This is a genomic window from Sphingorhabdus sp. Alg239-R122 (genome assembly GCF_900537065.1).
Taxonomy (GTDB): Bacteria; Pseudomonadota; Alphaproteobacteria; order Sphingomonadales; family Sphingomonadaceae; genus Alg239-R122.
In genome coordinates this window covers 44,790-61,746 of record NZ_UNRC01000011.1, presented here as the reverse complement: position 1 = coordinate 61,746, position 16,957 = coordinate 44,790, and the positions used below count along the sequence as shown (strand labels likewise).

Below are 16,957 nucleotides of genomic sequence, written 5' to 3'. Positions count from 1 at the left end.
ATGCTGCACCGCGCAATATTTGGCAGTTAWGAACGTTTTATCGGTATATTGATCGAACATTATGCCGGCAAAATGCCGCTCTGGCTCGCGCCGACACAGGCAGTGGTTGCAACCATTGTGTCCGACGCCGACGACTATGCAAAGGAAGTCGCTGCGCAACTTCAGGCTGCGGGAATCCGTGCTGAAACCGACCTGCGCAACGAAAAGATCAATTATAAAGTCCGTGAACACAGCCTTGCCAAGGTCCCCAACCTGCTTGTCATCGGCAAGCAGGAGGCGGAAAAACGCACGGTCGCCCTGCGGCAGCTTGGCAACAAGCAACAGCAGTTCCTGGACCTGGACGAAGCAACAGCCATGCTGAAAGCTGAAGCCGTTGCACCGGATCTGCAAAACTGAAGCTGGCAAGGCATACACAGTCACCCACAAACGTTGCATAAAGGGCGCAGTCAGCGTGTTTTCGCGCAAACGCCCTTTATTTTAAGGTCTGAAATCACTATTTAAGCACTGAAACAAACCAAAGGAGAATTTGCTATACGTCCGCCATCCAACCGCCGGGGTCCTTCGGCACCACCGAAATCCGGCCCCCGCTATAATGAGTTTATCCAGTCCGCAACCGTTCGCGTGATTGACGATCAGGGTGAAAACCTGGGAGTGCTCCGCACCGAAGATGCTATCCGCCAGGCCGCCGAGGCCGGGCTTGATCTGGTCGAGGTTTCCCCCAATGCACAGCCGCCGGTTGCCAAATTCCTGGACGTAGGCAAATTCAAATACGAAGCGCAGAAAAAGGCCAATGCTGCGCGCAAATCCCAGAAAACACAGGACGTTAAAGAGATAAAAATGCGTCCGAACATCGACGACCATGACTATATGGTGAAGATGAAAAAAGTGCATCAGTTCATCGAAAATGGCGACAAGGTGAAAGTCACGCTACGCTTTCGCGGCCGTGAAATGTCACACCAGCAGCTTGGCATGGAGCTGCTCCAGCGTGTCCAGGATGACACCAAGGAAGACGCCAAAGTCGAAGCTTTCCCAAAGCTGGAAGGCCGTCAGATGCTAATGGTGCTAGCACCGAAATAAGGACCGTTCGCTTCACGGAATTTCAAAACGCCGCAGCTCCTAGGGGAGCCATGCGGCGTTTTTAGTTTCACTTTCCTTCTAGGCGGTTTTCAGCATCTCTTCGCTCATCTGCCACAGGCGTTCAGCGCTCTCTTCATCCACCGCATGCGGCTGGACATGCGTGAAGCGGGGCGATTCATCATCGCCGAGTTGGGCCACATCGCAATCCTCACAATATAACCCGCCATTATCGCCAAGGAGCGGCGATGTTGCTGCCCAGGCCGCCGTCGCACCACCCGCTTCCACTGATTTGAACAGTTTCGCGGCCATATCGCTCGGTTCACCGTTTTCCTTGCGCCAACCCATGGCAATCTGCTCTTCAAGCGGCAGGTGGCGTTGCAGCGGCGTACTGATGCCACCAGGATGGACAGAAAAGGCGCGTCCGCCAAAGTCACGCATGCGTCTGTCGAGCGCGACAGCGAACAGCGCATTGGCTGTCTTGGCCTGTCCATAGGACTGCCACTTGTCATAGTCATGGTTTTCGAAATTCGGATCATCCCAGTGGATATCAGACATTTTATGCGCGGTGGAACTGAGCGCAACAACACGCGGCGCTTCGGCCTTTTCCAGCAGCGGCATCAGCTCCTGCGTCAGGGCAAAATGCCCCATATGGTTGGTGCCAAATTGCCCTTCCCAGCCGGGTCCGACACGGAAAAGTGGGCTCGCCATGACACCGGCATTGTTGATGAGAATATCCAGCTTGTCGTAATTTTCCCGCATATGCGCAGCAAAGCCGCGCACCGAGCCGATATCGCCTAGGTCCATATCGGCAATGCGCACCGTACCTTCAATGTCGGCAAGGTTTTCTTCCGCTTTCTCTCGGTTGCGCGCGGGCACTATCACCTCGGCTCCAGCAGCGGCTAGCGCACGCACCGTTTCCACGCCTATACCCGAATACCCGCCTGTCACGATGCTGGTTTTGCCAGCAAGGTCAATGCCCTGCATCACTTCGCTGGCGGGTGTATCCTTGCCAAATCCTGATCCCAGGGGTTGTTGGTCCACTGCTGCCATAACTTCCTCCATCATAATACGATTGGAGCGGCAGCCTATAGCTATTTCAGCGCGTCGGCAATCGGCATGTGCGCATAACCCAGGTCACGGGCCACGGCTTCATAGGTGACATGGCCATTCCATACATTAAGCCCTTCGGCCAGATGCGGGTTGGAACGGCACGCCTCTTTCCAGCCTTTATTGGCGATGTTGAGCGCATGGGGCAGTGTCACATTGTTAAGTGCATAGGTCGATGTACGGCACACCGCACCCGGCATGTTCGCCACGCAGTAATGCACAATTTCATCAACAACATATGTTGGTTCCGCATGTGTAGTAGCCTTTGATGTTTCAAAGCATCCGCCCTGATCGATCGCAACATCGGCCAGCACGCTGCCCGGGTTCATGGTAGACAGCATTTCGCGCGTCACCAGTTTTGGCGCAGAGGCCCCCGGGATAAGCACAGCGCCAATGACCAGATCGGCCTGCGTCACGCATTCGGCCAGATTGGCCTGGTTTGAAAAGCGTGTCTTGGCGCGTGCTTCAAAATAGTTACCCAGTTCTTCCAGCACTTCAGGATTGCGATCAAGAATAGTCACGTCCGCACCCAGTCCAACCGCCATTTGCGCGGCGTTAAGTCCGACAACACCGCCGCCTATCACAGCGACCTTGGCCGGTGATACGCCCGGCACGCCGCCCAGCAATATACCGCGGCCGCCATGTGCTTTTTCAAGCGCCGTGGCGCCCGCCTGAATCGACATGCGTCCAGCCACCTGACTCATCGGTTTAAGGAGCGGCAGACCGCCATTATCATCGGTCACGGTTTCATAGGCGATGCAGGTTGCCCCTGATTTGACCAGATCAGCCGTCTGTTCAGGGTCTGGCGCAAGGTGCAGGTACGTGAACAGGATCTGCCCCTCACGCAACATGGCGCGCTCTACTGCCTGTGGCTCTTTTACCTTCACCACCATGTCACAACGTTCAAAAATTTCCTCTGCAGTGCCCACTATTTCTGCACCCGCTTCGCGATATTCATCGTCAGTCGCACTGATGCCCAGGCCCGCGCCCTGTTCGACCAGCGTTTCATGGCCGTTCGCAACCAGTTCGCGAACAGATTCCGGGGTCAGTCCGACACGGTATTCATGATTCTTGATTTCCTTGGGGGTACCTACACGCATAATTTCGAATCTCCATAAAACTATGAATGTAATATAGCCGAAAACAAATGATTATTTTTCTCTAATTATCCTGTTAAACACATATATATCAGGATATATTGCGATATAATCACATTTCTACAGGAAATAATTCTATGGATCGAATCGATGTTGCCTTGCTGGAGCTACTGCAGAATGACAGTGATATTTCCATAAATGACCTGTCTGAACGTGTTAGTCTGTCCTCCTCCGCATGCCATCGCCGAATCAAGATGCTGGAGCAAAGCGGCGCCATTAAACGCTATGTGGCGCGGCTCGACAGCCAGAAAATAGGCATGAAGCTGGATGTGTTCGTGGAGATCCGCCTGACCGCGCAGACCGAACGGTCTTTCCGCATATTTGAAAAGGCAGTCCAGCAGATTGACGAGATTCTGGAATGCCACCTGATGTCGGGTGAAGCCGATTACCGGCTGCGAGTCGCGGCGCGCGATGTGGCCGATTATGATGATATCCACCGCACCCGCCTTGCCCGCCTGCCCGGAGTCGCGGCCATGCACAGCGCCTTTGCCATTCGCGCCATCAAAAGCTGGACGGGATATCCCGTTCGCAGGTTGCTGGACTAGCCTGCATGCCTAGCGCTTGAGCCGGACCGGATAATCTACGGTACAGATATTGCCATAACCGCCATGCGCGGCGATATATTGCAACAGCGACGGGCTGTAACTTGCCAGGTATTCATAGTGCTTATGTTCTGCACTCGGCAATTCAACCATCATGCGGATCGACTTGATCGGCACATTTTTCGACGCATCGTCATAAAAGCCGCCCGGCGGACTGCCCTGGGGCAGGTTTATCGCATGCTCCAGTCCATCAATCACCCGGCCAACATAGCCGAAAGTCGTATCGAGGCTGCGCGCCTCTTCACCCGTTATAATGGAAATTTCACTCCCGCTGCCCGTATCGGGTGGATCATAATGCGCAGGCGAGAGCGCACCGCGGCAGGTGATCGGATAATATTTCCCGCCCTTCAGGCCCACCGGCCAGCCAGCCGCAAAACCGACCTTTGCGCCGTAACTCTCATATATGATTTTCATGAGCGGTTGGATTTCGGTCTTTTGGTGCGTGTTCGACCAGGTCCGCATTTCCTCAAGCCCGGCCATATCGGTTCTGCGCTTCTGCCCGAGAGCTGTGTTGAAATATTCACTTTCCGGCACAGTTTCGAGGGTCTCGGGCGGCATCTTGCCATAGGGGTTACTGCCAAACTGCGTAACAAAACCCCTGTCCACACGATAAACCCCCGTGTCATTCCACCAGCCCATTGCCGCGAGTTTGCGAACATTGCGCACATGCCCGCCTGAATAGCGGGCGGGCAATAGTTGTATGACAATTTCGCGTTTCGAACCATCTGCAGCATCGGCAAGCCGCATCACCATCAGGTCGGCCACGGGGATGGGCAGCCAGTGTTCAGCGGGCACGGCGGCCAGCACTTCTTCCGGGGACGGTCCTTCTACAGTCTCCTCTTCATACTCATCATAATCCTCGTCCTGTGCATGGACCGGGAAAGCGATGAGGGCGACGCATGTAGCAAGCGAAAGTAGCTGCCGCTTCATTCACCTGTCTCCGTTTTCACCCGGCGCACGGGAATCGGGATATTGCAGATATCCGCACCGCCCGCGGGCACGATAAAGAACGGATCGCGGCGATTGGCGCGCGCGTCGGCATATTTGGCGAAAGTCTTGCCAGCACCCAGATACTCGAAATGCGGCTGTTCCGCTTCGGGCAGGTCGCCGGCAACACGAACCGTCAGGATCGGAGTGCGCTTGTCGAGCTCATCCTCACCGTAAAAACCGAGCACGCCTTTGCCGCGCGGCAAAGAGGAAAGGTGTTCCATCCCCTCAATAATCCGTCCCACCAGCGCGATATTGCGATCGAGGTGCCGCGGCGCATGGCCGATCACAGTGTAGAGCTCGGCGCCGGAGCCGGTATCCGGCGAATAGCCGCGTCCGACCCCGACCATGCCATAGCAGTGGACGGGCCAGGTCGCGCCATACCCCCCCGCAACCGGAAAGCCTTTCCAGTGCGTTGCCATCGCTGCATAGGGATCTTTGCTGGATTTTTTCTCGTAATCAAAGTCTTCCTGATCGGCAATTCCCCCATCATTTCCGTAAAAATTTGGGGCTGCATACTGATCCTCTGTCATTTTTTTAAGATCCCCGGGCAACGCCTTTGTCTCCCCTTCCGCCTCGGGATTGTCGTAATTGGGGTCGCCCCACTGCACGACATAATTGTCCTGCACGCGGTTGACGCTGATATTGTCATACCATTTGGCACGTGCAAGGGCGCGGATGTTCTGGACCCAGCCCTGCGAAAAAGGTGCGGGCATCAGCTGGATCACGACCTTGCGCTCATTGCCACCGGCATCGGGCGCAAGTGTCATCACGACCAGGTCTTCAGGGTCAATCTTCACCCATTCCTGTGCCGATGCCCCCGCGACAATCTGCCCCGGCGACGGCGCACCTTCCGGCTCTTCCTGCGCATGGGATATGGTGGGGGAAAGCAGCAGTGCCGCGGCGGACAGGGTGGAGATTATCTGTTTCATGGGAAACAACCTGCCAGAAATACCAGCGAATGCAAGCAAGCCGCGATATGGATGCTTGCAAAAGCGGGAAAGCACCTTTAGGGGAGGCGGAATTGTTGGTTTGATGCCCTAACGGACATAATACGGCAGGCGCCGAATTGCGAACGAAAGTGAGCCAAAACAACTGCGGAGACGTGGCAGAGTGGTCGATCGCGCTCGCTTGGAAAGCGTGTATAGGGCAACCTATCGAGGGTTCGAATCCCTCCGTCTCCGCCATTACATTTTCATGGGCAGGCCTGAACTCCGGAGCTGGCATCAGATACTGTCCCGGTTTTCGGCGACTGCGAGCCTACCACAACCAGATATAGAGCACGATCAGGATCGCGATGACCAGCGTCGCCAGCGTATTGAAGAGCATGCTGGTGGCAAAGGCGATGTCGCCCATCTTTACCGTACGCTCTTCCTCTGGTGGCGCGGTAAAGCGCGAAACAACCGCAGCGGCGATCAGCGAGAGCACGAACACGCCCCAGATACGGATGATGAAAGGGACGTCGGGCATGACAAATTTCAGTAGCACATTAACCGCCAGCGACCCCAGCAAAGCGGTAAACGCCCCGGCTGCGTTCATCCTTTTGTCAAAAAAGCCCAGCAGGAACACAACCACGATACCCGGCGCTATGAAGCCGGTATATTCCTGCACCGTCTGAAACCCGCTTTCAAAGCCGCCTATAAATGGACGGGCAAGGAACAGCGCGATCACCATGGCCAAGAATGCCGCAATGCGGCCAACCATCACATAATGTTTTTCCGCTTCATCGGGCTTCCAACTGCGATAGAGATCCATTGTGAAAATGGTCGAAATCGAGTTCATCATCGACGCAAGCGATGAGACCACCGCCGCAATCAGTGCCGCAAAGACGAGGCCCCGCAGGCCCGCAGGTGCAAAGCTCATAAGTTCGCCATAGGTGCGGTCTGACTTCTCGGCCAGCGCCGCGCCGTCAAGCACGCCCTGCTGCGCCAGGATAATGGCGGCGATACCGGGAATAACCACGATGAAAGGCACCAGCACCTTCAGGAAGGCAGCAAAGGCCAGACCTTTTTGCGCTTCGCCAAGGTTTTCCGCACCCAAAGCACGCTGGATGATATACTGGTTAAAACCCCAATAGCTGAAGTGCAGCACCCATAGCCCGCCCAGCAGTGTCCAGATGCCCGGCAGGTCGCCATAGGCGGGGTGGCTTTCATCAAGGATCATTTCAAAATGCCCAGGCATTTCCTGGAACAACAGGCCAAGACCCCCGAGTGCGCCGTCCGCCGGAAGCGCGTCAAGCGCGATCCAGGTGATCGCAAGGCCGCCCAGGATCAGGATCACAACCTGAATGATATCCGTCAGCGCGACAGCTTTCAGGCCGCCATACAGCGAATACAGTGCCGCAAACCCGGCCAGCGCGGCCATGGCGGACATCACACTCCAGCCCGTCAGCGATGTGACCGCCAGACCGCCAAGCCACAACACGGTCGTGAGGTTTACGGCGGTGTAGAGCGCCACCCAAAAGACGCTCATCAGCGATTTCACACCTTCGCCATAACGCTGGTTCAGGAATTGCGGCATGGTGTAAATCTTGCGTTTGAGGAAAATTGGCAGGAAATATTTTGCAACAATGATCAAAACAATCGCGGCCTGCCATTCATAGGCGGCAATGGCTATACCCACGGCATAGCCCTGTCCCGACTGGCCGATAATCTGCTCGGCCGATATATTTGAGGCAATCAACGAGGCCCCGATTGCCCACCAGGGCAATGCCCGCCCAGCGAGAAAATAATCCTCGGTATTCTTGTCATGGCCCGCCGGTTCGCGGCTTACCACCAAGGCAATACCAAGCAGCGCCAGCGCATATATCGCAATGATAATGACATCAATTGTCTCAAGATTCATCGTCTTTTCCTCCCCGGGAAATAGCGCAGTCATGCATTATCGCCCACCTACCAAATCCATGTTGCTCTATGCCTGACATGGAGAACCATATTCGGCTATCTAGAACGAACACTGTGTCCCTTCAGGCAATTCCTGCCTCGCTATCGTACTGATGCGTATTGTCATCGGTGCGGCACTGGCAATCGTAAAGCTATCTCCCGTCATGCCTAGACATGCCTCGGTAAGCACCATTTCCCGCCAACCCTTGCCTGCACCTACGGTCAGCCCTTCGGTGATGTCAGCACTGTTATCACCGTTGGTGATCTTCACTGTGCCAGCAGGTGCTGCCGCGATGTTATAAGTAATCAGAAACGCCCCCTTGCCTTCGCCAGTCAGCGTAAAGTCGGTGTTTGCACCAAAACTAATCTCGCGCGCATCCTCCTGCCGGTCCTTGTCGACCCCGCGCGCGACCACACCGCCGCCTTCACCACGCAGGTTCGGCAAGTCGACACCACCCGCGCTAGCGACGATGCCAGCGGCCAAACGGCCGTTCGAATACCAGTCGGACACCGCCCCACCGCCGAGGAAGCCGCATGTTTCATCAAGCTTTTCAAGCGGTCGTGCATCCGTCAGCGAACGACCAAAACCAAGCGGGAAGAGCGCATCTGCAGGTCCGTTGAGCGGCTCACCCTCACAGCGCGCAGGCCAGCTGAAAGACAACTTACCGACCGCTTCACGCTTGCCAAACAATATATCTGCTACGCCTGCACCTTCACTGCCAGGCAGCCACGCGGCAACAAATGCGTCAGCGGCGTTGAGTTCGCGATTGACCCACATCGGACGGCCAGAAAGGAACACAGCGATAGCGGGAATACCCTGCTTATCGAACTTCCTGAGTAAATCGAGACCTTCAGTATCGGTGAAGACAAGGTTCTTCCTGTCACCGGCAAACTCCGCATAAGGCTCTTCGCCAAAAACTATGATGGCAACATCAGGTTTCGTTTCAAACGAACCGTCTTCGGACAACACGGCGCTGCCGCCATTTGCCTTGGCAGCCTCCTTGATCCCGGCAAAAATCGAAGTTGCACCTGGAAAATAGTCATTGGTAAGCTCACGGCCGCCCTGCCAGGTCAGTGTCCAGCCGCCCGCCGCCTGTGCAATGCTATCCGCTGCTTTGCCGGAAACCAGAATCGCAGCACCTTTTTTAAGTGGTAGCTGGCCGTTATTTTTCAGAATCACCTGTGATTTTGCCACAGCTTCACGGCCCAGGCTACGGTGCGCGGCCGATCCCAGCTTGTTCAAATCACCGGCATTGGGCCGCATGGAAGGTTTGGCGGCCCCCCGATCCAGAAGGCCCGCACGCAATTTGACCCGCAAAACGCGCCGCACGGCTTCATCTATCCGCTGTATCGGTATCGTCCCGTCCTGCACCTGTTTCACCAGATTTTCATGCAGCGTTTTCCAATCATCCGGCACCATGTAGATGTCCAGCCCCGCAAGCAGCGCCTGCGGACAGTCCTCTACAGTACAGCCCTTGATCTGCCCATGTCCGTTCCAGTCCCCCACGACCAGCCCGTCAAAGCCCATTTCCTCACGCAGGACACCTGTAAGCAACTCCTGATTCCCATGCATCTTCTTTCCATTGATCGAATTGAAACTGGCCATGATGGATTCTACTCCGGCATCGATAGTCGCCGGATAGGGCGCGGCGTGCACCGATTTTAGCTCTTCAATATCTCCATTGACATCCCCCTGGTCGACACCCTGCTCGGTTCCGCCATCGCCAAAAAAATGTTTTGCCGTGGCAATGACACGCCCTGCACCAAGATAGTCTGGGTCGTCAGTTCTGCCCTGCAGACCTTCAACCAGAGCTGCCCCGAGCTTCGCCACCAATTTTGGATCTTCCGAATAGCTCTCGTAAGTTCTGCCCCAGCGGTCATCGCGGGCGACGGCCACCGTGGGCGAGAAATTCCAGTCTATGCCCGTAACTTCGATCTCGGTCGCGGTTGCTCCGCCGATGCGGCGGACCAGGTCGGCATCACCTGCAGCACCAAGTGCAATATTGTGCGGGAAAATGGTCGCACCCACTATATTGGTGTGTCCGTGGACGGCGTCCGTCCCCCACATGGTCGGGATAGCAGGCTCTCCCCCCGGCAATGGTTTTGTGGAGGCGTCCCACATTGTGTCGGCAAGCCGCAGCCATTCAGACGCGGGAGCAAATTCGTCTCCGCTCGGGCCGCCATTGCCGCCATTAAGATAACTACCAAAACGATAGCGCTCCATATCCTCCGGAGTGAAGGAATTTATCTGCGGCTGAAGCAACTGCCCAACCTTACGCTCCAGGCTCATGCGTGCGATCAAGCCGTTAACGTGCCGGTCTTCCTCGGACAAGCCCTGGTTGACTGGCTCGCTATTGAACGAAAGCTCTGTTTCGGTCGGTATTGTTGCACACCCCGCAACAGCCATGAACCCCAGCAAGCTTGGCAGAACCTTACGCATCAAAACAGGCCTTTCTAATTTGTGAACGTTCTCAAGATTTGAGATTACAGCTACGGGTGCGGAAATCAAGCTTCTATTTACGCAAGGCCAGCGAAAGCAGCAGCAAGCTTGCAATAGCCGCTAGCAAGGCCAGCAGCATGAACAGGCCAGAAAATCCGAAAACCGGTACCAATGCCAATGCAAGCCACGGCATAATAAGTGATGGCACAGTGTTGGTAAGGTTAAACACGCCCAGATCGCGTCCGCGCCGCTCTGGTCTGGGCAATATGCGCAGAGTTTGCGCAGAATGCAGCGAAAGGAATATGCCAGCGGCAATTCCAAATATCGCATAACCGAAAATGGCTGCACGTATGTCAGTGACCCACGCCATGATTGCGAGGCCGAATGCAGCTATGGCAGCGCAGACAGACAGGGGCAGTATTGGCCGGTTGCGCAAATCTGTCCAGCGCCCTGCGATCATGGCCAGCGGAACGGCGGCCATCAAGACAAAGCTGAATATACGTGCAGTATCATTGTCGCTGAAAGAGGGCGCGATCGAACGAAACCAAAGCAGGAGGTAGGCAAATAATGCCGCTTCAGTAATTTGCACTAACAGCCGCGCGAACCACATGCGCACCACATCATTGTGCAATTTCGGTAAATCTGGGTTCGAACCTGTCTGCAGCTCTGTGACTTGCAGCAGTTCGGGAAATTTCCGCGGTCGGCCAAATGCAAGCACGGGAAGAACACAGATAGCGACCAGCATAGCGACAATGCCAAGACGCGATTCCACTGCAAATAGCCCCGGTATCGTCACAAGAGCCCCTGAAAGCGCACCGATCGCCGGAGCGAAAGCGAGCAGCCCCCCTAAAGCACCCTTCTGATGATCTGGCACACAGTCCCCAGCCCATGCCGCAAGCGGTCCCAGCATCATATTCAGGCCCAGCTGCCAAAGAACCACCATGCCCAGCAACGGAAGTAGGTGTTCCACTGGCCCGGCAGCCATAAGCAGCGCGCAGGACAGCACAAGGCCCACCGCAATCCACCCTCGGCGATTGCGTGTAATATCGCTGAGCCAGCCAAAACCGATATTGCCGGCGCTGGCGGAAATGGCACCGGCAAAGGCAATATAAGCCAGCCAGCTGACACTGTCTTCCTGGGCCAGGGTGATAACGTGGGCAGGAAGCAGGATGGTCAGGAACGGGACATAGGCAATCGAACCTCCTGCCCATGCCAGGGCATAGAGTATGAGAAACCGTATGTCTTGCCGATCTGCCAGTTCGTGCGCGCCCATGAATCAGGCAGGCGCTGGCGCAACGGAATCCCGTTTGACAAGTTGTGCGGGGACAACAACCTGCTCACGCGGCAGGTCATTGCCTGTATTTGCCGCAATGATCAGCTCAACCGCGACAGAGGCTATTTCTGCAACCGGCTGGTCAATGGCCGTCAACTGCGGCCGGGTAAACCTGACGCTCGGTGTGTTGTCGAAGCTGATGAGTGAAAGGTCGCGCGGGATATCCAGGCCTTTTTCCCTGGCAGCATCCAATGCGCCATGCGCCATATGGTCATTGCTCGCAATTATGGCTGTTACCGGATTTTCGCCCGACAATAGCTCGCGGGTGGCGCGCTGGCCCGACTCATAACTGAAATCACCCCGCACAAGCAGTCCATCAGCAGGAAGCTGTGCCGCTGCCATCGCCGTACGCCAGCCATCCACACGCCAACCGCTCAGGCTGTAATCTTCCGGACCGGCAATAAAACCGATGCGCCTATGGCCCTGCTCAGCCAAATGCTCCGTGGCGATGCTCGCAGAGCGCTCATCGTCCATCGATACCGGAATACCCGATCCAATCCCGTGCGAACCAACCCGCACAAAGGGGATTTGATGTTTTTCCAGCAGGCGTACAATCAAAAGATTATTCGAGTGCGGAGGCGTCAGGATCACACCATCGGGCTGTACCGCGGCAAGCGCGGCGGAAAGTTCGCGTTCAACATGGTCATTGCGAGTATCAACCAGTTCGACAAGCAGGCGATATCCATGCTCCGCGCATTTGAGCATGCCGCCAAGAAGCATCTGATCCACCCAGTCATTGCCTTCACGTGCGCGCCAGCCCGCAATTGTACGCTCCCGGTCATTCAGGGCGAGGATAAGATACGAGCGCGACCCGCTCATCCGCTGCGCAGCGATTGAGGGTACATAGCCGAGCTTGTCTATTGAAGCCTGCACCCGCTCTTTCATGGCCGGGCGAACATTGGGTTCATTGTTGATGACACGGCTTACCGTCTGCAGGGACACACCTGCATCGGCAGCGACATGTTTGATGGTTACTGCTTGGCGACGCCTCGCCATAGACTTAATTTCCCCCTGCGCAGCTCGGTATGTCAGCCGTTTGCCTATCACATTTCCAGACACGGACCCAGTCTATTTCGAAATGCTTCGGAAATCCGCCTGTATCGATACCGCCTCCATTGCGTTCCTCTGGCAAACCTCCACCAATTGCAAGGTTGAGTATCAGGTGGAAAGGCTGATCAAATGGTGCATCCGCCTCTTTTGAATTCGCGCTCCACCAGCTATCCGCTTCCTTTACGGCATAAACCTGTCCATCAATGGACCATTCTATCCGGCCCGGTGACCAGACAATCCCGAATGTGCGAAAACCGTCAAGCACGGCGGGGACATAGATTTCGCTGCTGTTAAGTGCATTATCCGGCCATTCCGTGCCAAAATGCAGCGTGCCCAGTACCGTGCTTTCTTTTCCGCCCGGACAGTCGTCGCAATCGACGCCCAGATTGACCGCCTCCATGATGTCAATCTCTCCAGACGCGGCCCAGCCACCATAGCTATTGCCTTCAGGCAGCATCCAGATTGCCGGCCAGGTCCCCTGCCCCTGCGGCAACTTCGTACGCACTTCGATACGGCCATATTTCCACGACTGTTTCCCGCGCGTTGTCAGCCGGGCCGAAGTGTAAGGTTTTGTCGCCTGCGCATCGGGATTTTCCACATTGCCCCGCATATGCGGCGGGTATGCGGGGCCGGTATGTTCTTCCCTGCGCGCCGTAATGATCAGCTTGCCATCTTCGATAGCGGCATTTTGCGGATCATCGCGGTAGCATTGCTGCTCCTCATTGCCACCGCCCCAGCAATCGACATCAAATGTCCATTTCGCCCGGTCAATTTCCGTACCTTCAAATTCGTCGGACCAGACCAGCTGCCAGTCGCTTTCATCAGACGGCTGACGCGAGCTTTCTGCCTGAGGCAGAGCAACTCTCTCAATTACTTTTTGCGGACGTTCAGTTTGCGCCTCACAAGCAGCAAGGCTAGCCGCTGCAAACGCAACCGGAAGGAAAAATGCAAATCTACACATCGAAATCATCCTCAGCTCCCCGCACCGCCCGCGCAGAGCAGCGCCCAGTGGAATGGCGCTCCACATGACTTTTTAATCGAGCGTTACTTCCCTTTGCCTAAAAATCAAAGCGGGCAAGGAATGTAAAGCGGCGGTCATTGCGGAAAGCAGAGCGTGTCAGCCGTGTGCCATCAAAGTCTACTACCTGCGATGTGCGGGTGACCTGGTCTAGCAGATTAACACCCTGAACGCCGACCTTAACACCATCAGTAACGTTAAAGAAAATGGAGGCATCAAGCTGCCCGCCCGATTCCTGCCAGATTGGCGAGAATGGGAAAATATCATCGCGCGGCGTGATCAGGAAGTCAGAGCGCCAGTTGTAAGCGGCACGCGCCGATACCGGCCCCTTTTCATAAAAGACCGTGGCGTTGAATGTATGCTCGGAAATTCCGGCCAGCGGCTGAAGCGAAGAAAACAAGCCTTGGTTTTCATCCAGATCGGCGTTGGTAAAGGCGCCGCCATCTACATAAGTATATGTCAGCTGCGTTCCCAACCCGCTTAATAGGCCCGGCAGGAAATCGTATGTTTGCTGATAGGCAACTTCTACACCCTTCAATGTGCCGCCCTGGTTATTACCGGGCCGCCTGGTTTCACCAACCACGCTTTCACCATTGTCGCCTGTGTAGGTAACAACAGGCACTTCAGTGTTTATTATTCCGCTGATGTCTTTCAAAAATGCTGAAACGGTCAGTGAGCCGACAGCATCAAAATACCACTCAGCAGAAAGGTCATAGTTCCACGAAGAGATCGGACGCAAACTTCTATTGCCGGTCTTGAGGGTAAATAACGGTCCCGTCTCAAGCGTTGCGTTGACCAAGTTGCCCACGTTGTTTGAAAGCGTGCCGCCAGTTTGGAATAGAGAAAGATCAGGCCGCGAAATACCTTTGGAAACAGCGGCTCTGAAGACCAGGCCGCCGCCTGTATCCAGCCTTGCGTTGAAACTGGGCAGCCAGTGGTCAAACTTGATGTCAGTGCTGTCATCAATAACCCCGCCTGTGAAAGCGGCCGCGAACTCTGCCTTGCGGGCATCTGAAAGGTCGCAATACTCCAGGCCAACTTGTCCTGGTACAGCATTGGCACAAATGGTCTGTATATCAGCCAAAGTTACAGGCATTCCTACAGGTAGCCCAATTGCATCAGGACGCGGAAAACCAATTTCCCCCGCACTTTGTATTCTTGTGTCGACATAACGCAGACCAATATTGCCAACTAGATTCCAACCATTGCCAAAATCCTGTCCAAAGTCGACCCGCACATAAGCAGCTTTGGTCTTCTCTGAAACATCAGAGATTTCAGATTGGCAGAAAGGTGAGCACGGCGTTCCGTCCTCATTGAAACGGCTATTAATCGGATTCCATGCATTTGGCGTCAATGTAAATGCTGTCAGCGTCCTGCCCTGATCGGTGGTCGTGCCATTCAAATATTCACCCAAGAAATCGTCACCACCGTAGAAGAATCCACCGCCATTTTCGATGGGAAGCGGCGCGTTACCGCGCTGGAAGCCATCTGCGAATGGATTGCGCGCACCAGTAAATCCAGGAAAGTCAGCTGCATAAGCACCGCCGCATCCGTAAATTTGCGGATCGCTGCAATTCCAGTTGCCGCCGCGACCGGTCCATGGTGCCCCCAGATTGCCCCAGTTACCAAAATTGCTGTCGCGGGTGACGCGGGTGCGGTCGGCCCAACGCGCGCCAAAGCGTGCCTTTTTGAAAAAGCCATCATCGCTGATATCATATTCCAGGTCTGCACGGAAACTATCCAGCTCGCCATCATTGCGCGCCTGGCTGTCAAGCAGGAACCAGAAATAGGTGTTGTTGGGGTCGCTGTAGAAATTGGCTGGCGCGCCCGCTGGTGCAAGAAATTCCACTTGCGGCACGTTACCGGTATTATCGATCCGTACGTCTGCGAAGGAGGCCATTGCACCGATGATCGAATCCTGGCGCAAATCTGACTTGATGTGCTGCGCTTCTAAATTAAGACGTAAGCGGTCAGTCACTTCCCAATCCACATCAAACGAGAAGTCTTCTGTTATAGCTTTTGTTGCACGCTGGAAGCGCAGCATTTCCAGTGGCAAACCGCCAAAAGGAGAAAAGCCAGAATCACCTGTCGATTGTGTCAATATGCCCGTTTGGAAAAGACCGTTGGAATCGAAGGTCCATGTATTGCCCGGTGCCTGAACCGGGAAGCCAGCATCATTATTAACCAGAGCCAGAAGCGAAAACTCTTCGGTGAAGAATTGGGTTTCTGAACGCAGCCATTCAAATGTCATCAGGAAGTCCTGATTCGGGCTTTCATACTGGAGAACTGCGGACCATGCCTCACGGTCACGCTTAAGGTCAGTCGTACGAACACCCGCTCCTTTTGGAGCCACCACAGTTCCGGCAGGCGGGAAATTAGACGCATCAAAACCGGTAGAATTTCCAACTCCGCCTGACGATACGTCCGCAGTCCGAATGCAGGTGGCATCCAATGCGGCTGTGCGATAACAAGGATCTGTAAGCTGAGATGCATCTGTGCGGCTGGTCAGTTCTGACTGCGCGTAACCAAGCTGGAAGCCCAAGCTGCCTGCATCGGTATCAACCGTGCCTGAACCCACGAGCGAGAAACCAGGAGACCATTCCTCTGCCAAATCACCCACATTGGCCTCAATCGTGCCTGCCAGCCTGAAGCCCGGATTATCAAGTGGCTTGCGCGTTACAAGGTTAACAGTGCCGGCAATACCGCCATCAATCATGTCAGCGGTGACGTTCTTGAAAACCTCTACCCGTCCAAGTAGTTCAGGGGAAATGTCATTAAAACTTAAAACCCTGCCGCCAGTGGCCGAGAAAATATCGCGCCCGTTCAGTTCGGAACGCACAAAGGGAAGTCCGCGGATGATAACACCAGTGCCTTCGACAGAGAAGCGGTCGGGATCGGTAGTCTTTTCAAAGCGCCCGATATTAACGCCCGGGACACGTTGTAGCGATTCGGCCACGGATCGGTCGGGCAAAGCGCCAATGTCTTCCGCCGTGATCGCATCAACAAAAGTGTCTGAGTCACGTTTGATATTCTGCGCAGATTCGAGAGAAGCCTTAAAGCCTGTCACAATAATTACGTTTTCATCTTCGGCAACGGCTTCGGTATCATCGCCACCTTCTTCCGCCTCTTGCGCAATGGCACCCGGGCTCATGGCGATCGAAATCGCCAGGCTGGAAGCCGTCGCAAGTGCCTTTGATCGCCCCGAAGACAGATCGAATAAAAACGGTAATTTACGAATCATCTGCATATCTCCCCCATGAATTACGGTTATATTCCGCTTTCACTTTATACCCCCATATCTGCT

Annotated in this window: 13 protein-coding genes and 1 tRNA gene; 4 read left to right on the top strand and 10 right to left on the bottom strand. The window is 55.1% G+C overall.

Going from position 1 to position 16,957, the window contains the following annotated elements; genetic code table 11:
* Together G6Q15_RS10600 and infC are read left to right on the top strand one after the other, a co-directional pair.
* On the top strand, positions 1-396 hold a 396-nt coding region (locus G6Q15_RS10600; RefSeq protein ID WP_240330849.1), incomplete at its 5' end, for a His/Gly/Thr/Pro-type tRNA ligase C-terminal domain-containing protein.
* 135 nt (positions 397-531) lie between these two features.
* On the top strand, positions 532-1,077 hold the full coding sequence (gene infC / locus G6Q15_RS10595; RefSeq protein WP_164118577.1) for a translation initiation factor IF-3: 546 nt from the start codon (positions 532-534) through the stop codon (positions 1,075-1,077).
* 78 nt (positions 1,078-1,155) lie between these two features.
* Here the strand turns inward: infC and G6Q15_RS10590 are convergent, their stop codons facing one another.
* Together G6Q15_RS10590 and ald are read right to left on the bottom strand one after the other, a co-directional pair.
* Positions 1,156-2,127, bottom strand: coding sequence for an oxidoreductase (locus G6Q15_RS10590; protein ID WP_164118554.1), 972 nt, complete (start codon positions 2,125-2,127; stop codon positions 1,156-1,158).
* A 41-nt stretch (positions 2,128-2,168) separates the two neighbouring features.
* Complete coding sequence (gene ald, locus G6Q15_RS10585) at positions 2,169-3,284, bottom strand: alanine dehydrogenase (RefSeq protein ID WP_164118552.1); 1,116 nt, start codon at positions 3,282-3,284, stop codon at positions 2,169-2,171.
* A gap of 134 nt (positions 3,285-3,418) precedes the next feature.
* Here ald and G6Q15_RS10580 point away from each other — a divergent pair, with 134 nt between their 5' ends.
* Complete coding sequence (locus G6Q15_RS10580; RefSeq protein WP_164118550.1) at positions 3,419-3,886, top strand: Lrp/AsnC family transcriptional regulator; 468 nt, start codon at positions 3,419-3,421, stop codon at positions 3,884-3,886.
* 9 nt (positions 3,887-3,895) lie between these two features.
* On the opposite strand, the gene G6Q15_RS10575 is transcribed toward G6Q15_RS10580, so the two are convergent.
* Both G6Q15_RS10575 and G6Q15_RS10570 read right to left on the bottom strand, forming a co-directional pair.
* Positions 3,896-4,873 carry a peptidylprolyl isomerase gene (locus tag G6Q15_RS10575; RefSeq protein ID WP_164118548.1) on the bottom strand — a complete coding sequence of 326 codons (978 nt, stop codon included), beginning with the start codon at positions 4,871-4,873 and terminating at the stop codon, positions 3,896-3,898.
* Positions 4,870-5,862, bottom strand: coding sequence for a peptidylprolyl isomerase (locus G6Q15_RS10570; RefSeq protein ID WP_164118545.1), 993 nt, complete (start codon positions 5,860-5,862; stop codon positions 4,870-4,872). The genes G6Q15_RS10575 and G6Q15_RS10570 overlap by 4 nt, the downstream gene beginning before the upstream one ends.
* 167 nt (positions 5,863-6,029) lie before the next feature.
* On the opposite strand from G6Q15_RS10570, the gene G6Q15_RS10565 reads away from it, so the two are divergent.
* Positions 6,030-6,117, top strand: a tRNA-Ser gene (locus G6Q15_RS10565).
* 73 nt (positions 6,118-6,190) lie between these two features.
* On the opposite strand, the gene G6Q15_RS10560 is transcribed toward G6Q15_RS10565, so the two are convergent.
* The 6 genes from G6Q15_RS10560 to G6Q15_RS10535 all read right to left on the bottom strand — a co-directional run bounded on the left by G6Q15_RS10560 (position 6,191) and on the right by G6Q15_RS10535 (position 16,894).
* Positions 6,191-7,774: a sodium/solute symporter gene (locus G6Q15_RS10560; protein WP_164118575.1), complete on the bottom strand. Its 1,584-nt coding sequence runs from the start codon at positions 7,772-7,774 to the stop codon at positions 6,191-6,193.
* 99 nt (positions 7,775-7,873) lie between these two features.
* Positions 7,874-10,252, bottom strand: coding sequence for a glycoside hydrolase family 3 protein (locus G6Q15_RS10555; protein WP_240330848.1), 2,379 nt, complete (start codon positions 10,250-10,252; stop codon positions 7,874-7,876).
* 73 nt (positions 10,253-10,325) lie between these two features.
* The gene (locus G6Q15_RS10550) at positions 10,326-11,525 is read right to left on the bottom strand and encodes an MFS transporter (RefSeq protein WP_164118543.1); all 1,200 of its coding nucleotides are present in this window, start codon (positions 11,523-11,525) and stop codon (positions 10,326-10,328) included.
* Between the two features lie 3 nt (positions 11,526-11,528).
* Positions 11,529-12,581, bottom strand: a complete 1,053-nt coding sequence (locus G6Q15_RS10545; RefSeq protein WP_164118541.1) for a LacI family DNA-binding transcriptional regulator — start codon at positions 12,579-12,581, stop codon at positions 11,529-11,531.
* 4 nt (positions 12,582-12,585) lie between these two features.
* On the bottom strand, positions 12,586-13,596 hold the full coding sequence (locus tag G6Q15_RS10540; RefSeq protein WP_164118539.1) for a glycoside hydrolase family 16 protein: 1,011 nt from the start codon (positions 13,594-13,596) through the stop codon (positions 12,586-12,588).
* Positions 13,597-13,693: 97 nt separating this feature from the next.
* Positions 13,694-16,894 (bottom strand): TonB-dependent receptor, encoded by a 3,201-nt coding sequence (locus G6Q15_RS10535; protein ID WP_164118537.1) that lies wholly within the window; start codon positions 16,892-16,894, stop codon positions 13,694-13,696.
* Positions 16,895-16,957 lie beyond the last annotated feature (63 nt).

What these genes read in the sequence shown, in the direction of transcription:
- G6Q15_RS10590 (WP_164118554.1), bottom strand. Translation starts at nt 2,127, where the DNA reads ATGGCAGCAGTGGACCAACAACCCCTGGGATCAGGATTTGGCAAGGAT.
- ald (WP_164118552.1), bottom strand. Translation starts at nt 3,284, where the DNA reads ATGCGTGTAGGTACCCCCAAGGAAATCAAGAATCATGAATACCGTGTC.
- G6Q15_RS10580 (WP_164118550.1), top strand. Translation starts at nt 3,419, where the DNA reads ATGGATCGAATCGATGTTGCCTTGCTGGAGCTACTGCAGAATGACAGT.
- G6Q15_RS10575 (WP_164118548.1), bottom strand. Translation starts at nt 4,873, where the DNA reads ATGAAGCGGCAGCTACTTTCGCTTGCTACATGCGTCGCCCTCATCGCT.
- G6Q15_RS10570 (WP_164118545.1), bottom strand. Translation starts at nt 5,862, where the DNA reads ATGAAACAGATAATCTCCACCCTGTCCGCCGCGGCACTGCTGCTTTCC.
- G6Q15_RS10560 (WP_164118575.1), bottom strand. Translation starts at nt 7,774, where the DNA reads ATGAATCTTGAGACAATTGATGTCATTATCATTGCGATATATGCGCTG.
- G6Q15_RS10555 (WP_240330848.1), bottom strand. Translation starts at nt 10,252, where the DNA reads ATGCGTAAGGTTCTGCCAAGCTTGCTGGGGTTCATGGCTGTTGCGGGG.
- G6Q15_RS10550 (WP_164118543.1), bottom strand. Translation starts at nt 11,525, where the DNA reads ATGGGCGCGCACGAACTGGCAGATCGGCAAGACATACGGTTTCTCATA.
- G6Q15_RS10545 (WP_164118541.1), bottom strand. Translation starts at nt 12,581, where the DNA reads ATGGCGAGGCGTCGCCAAGCAGTAACCATCAAACATGTCGCTGCCGAT.
- G6Q15_RS10540 (WP_164118539.1), bottom strand. Translation starts at nt 13,596, where the DNA reads ATGTGTAGATTTGCATTTTTCCTTCCGGTTGCGTTTGCAGCGGCTAGC.
- G6Q15_RS10535 (WP_164118537.1), bottom strand. Translation starts at nt 16,894, where the DNA reads ATGATTCGTAAATTACCGTTTTTATTCGATCTGTCTTCGGGGCGATCA.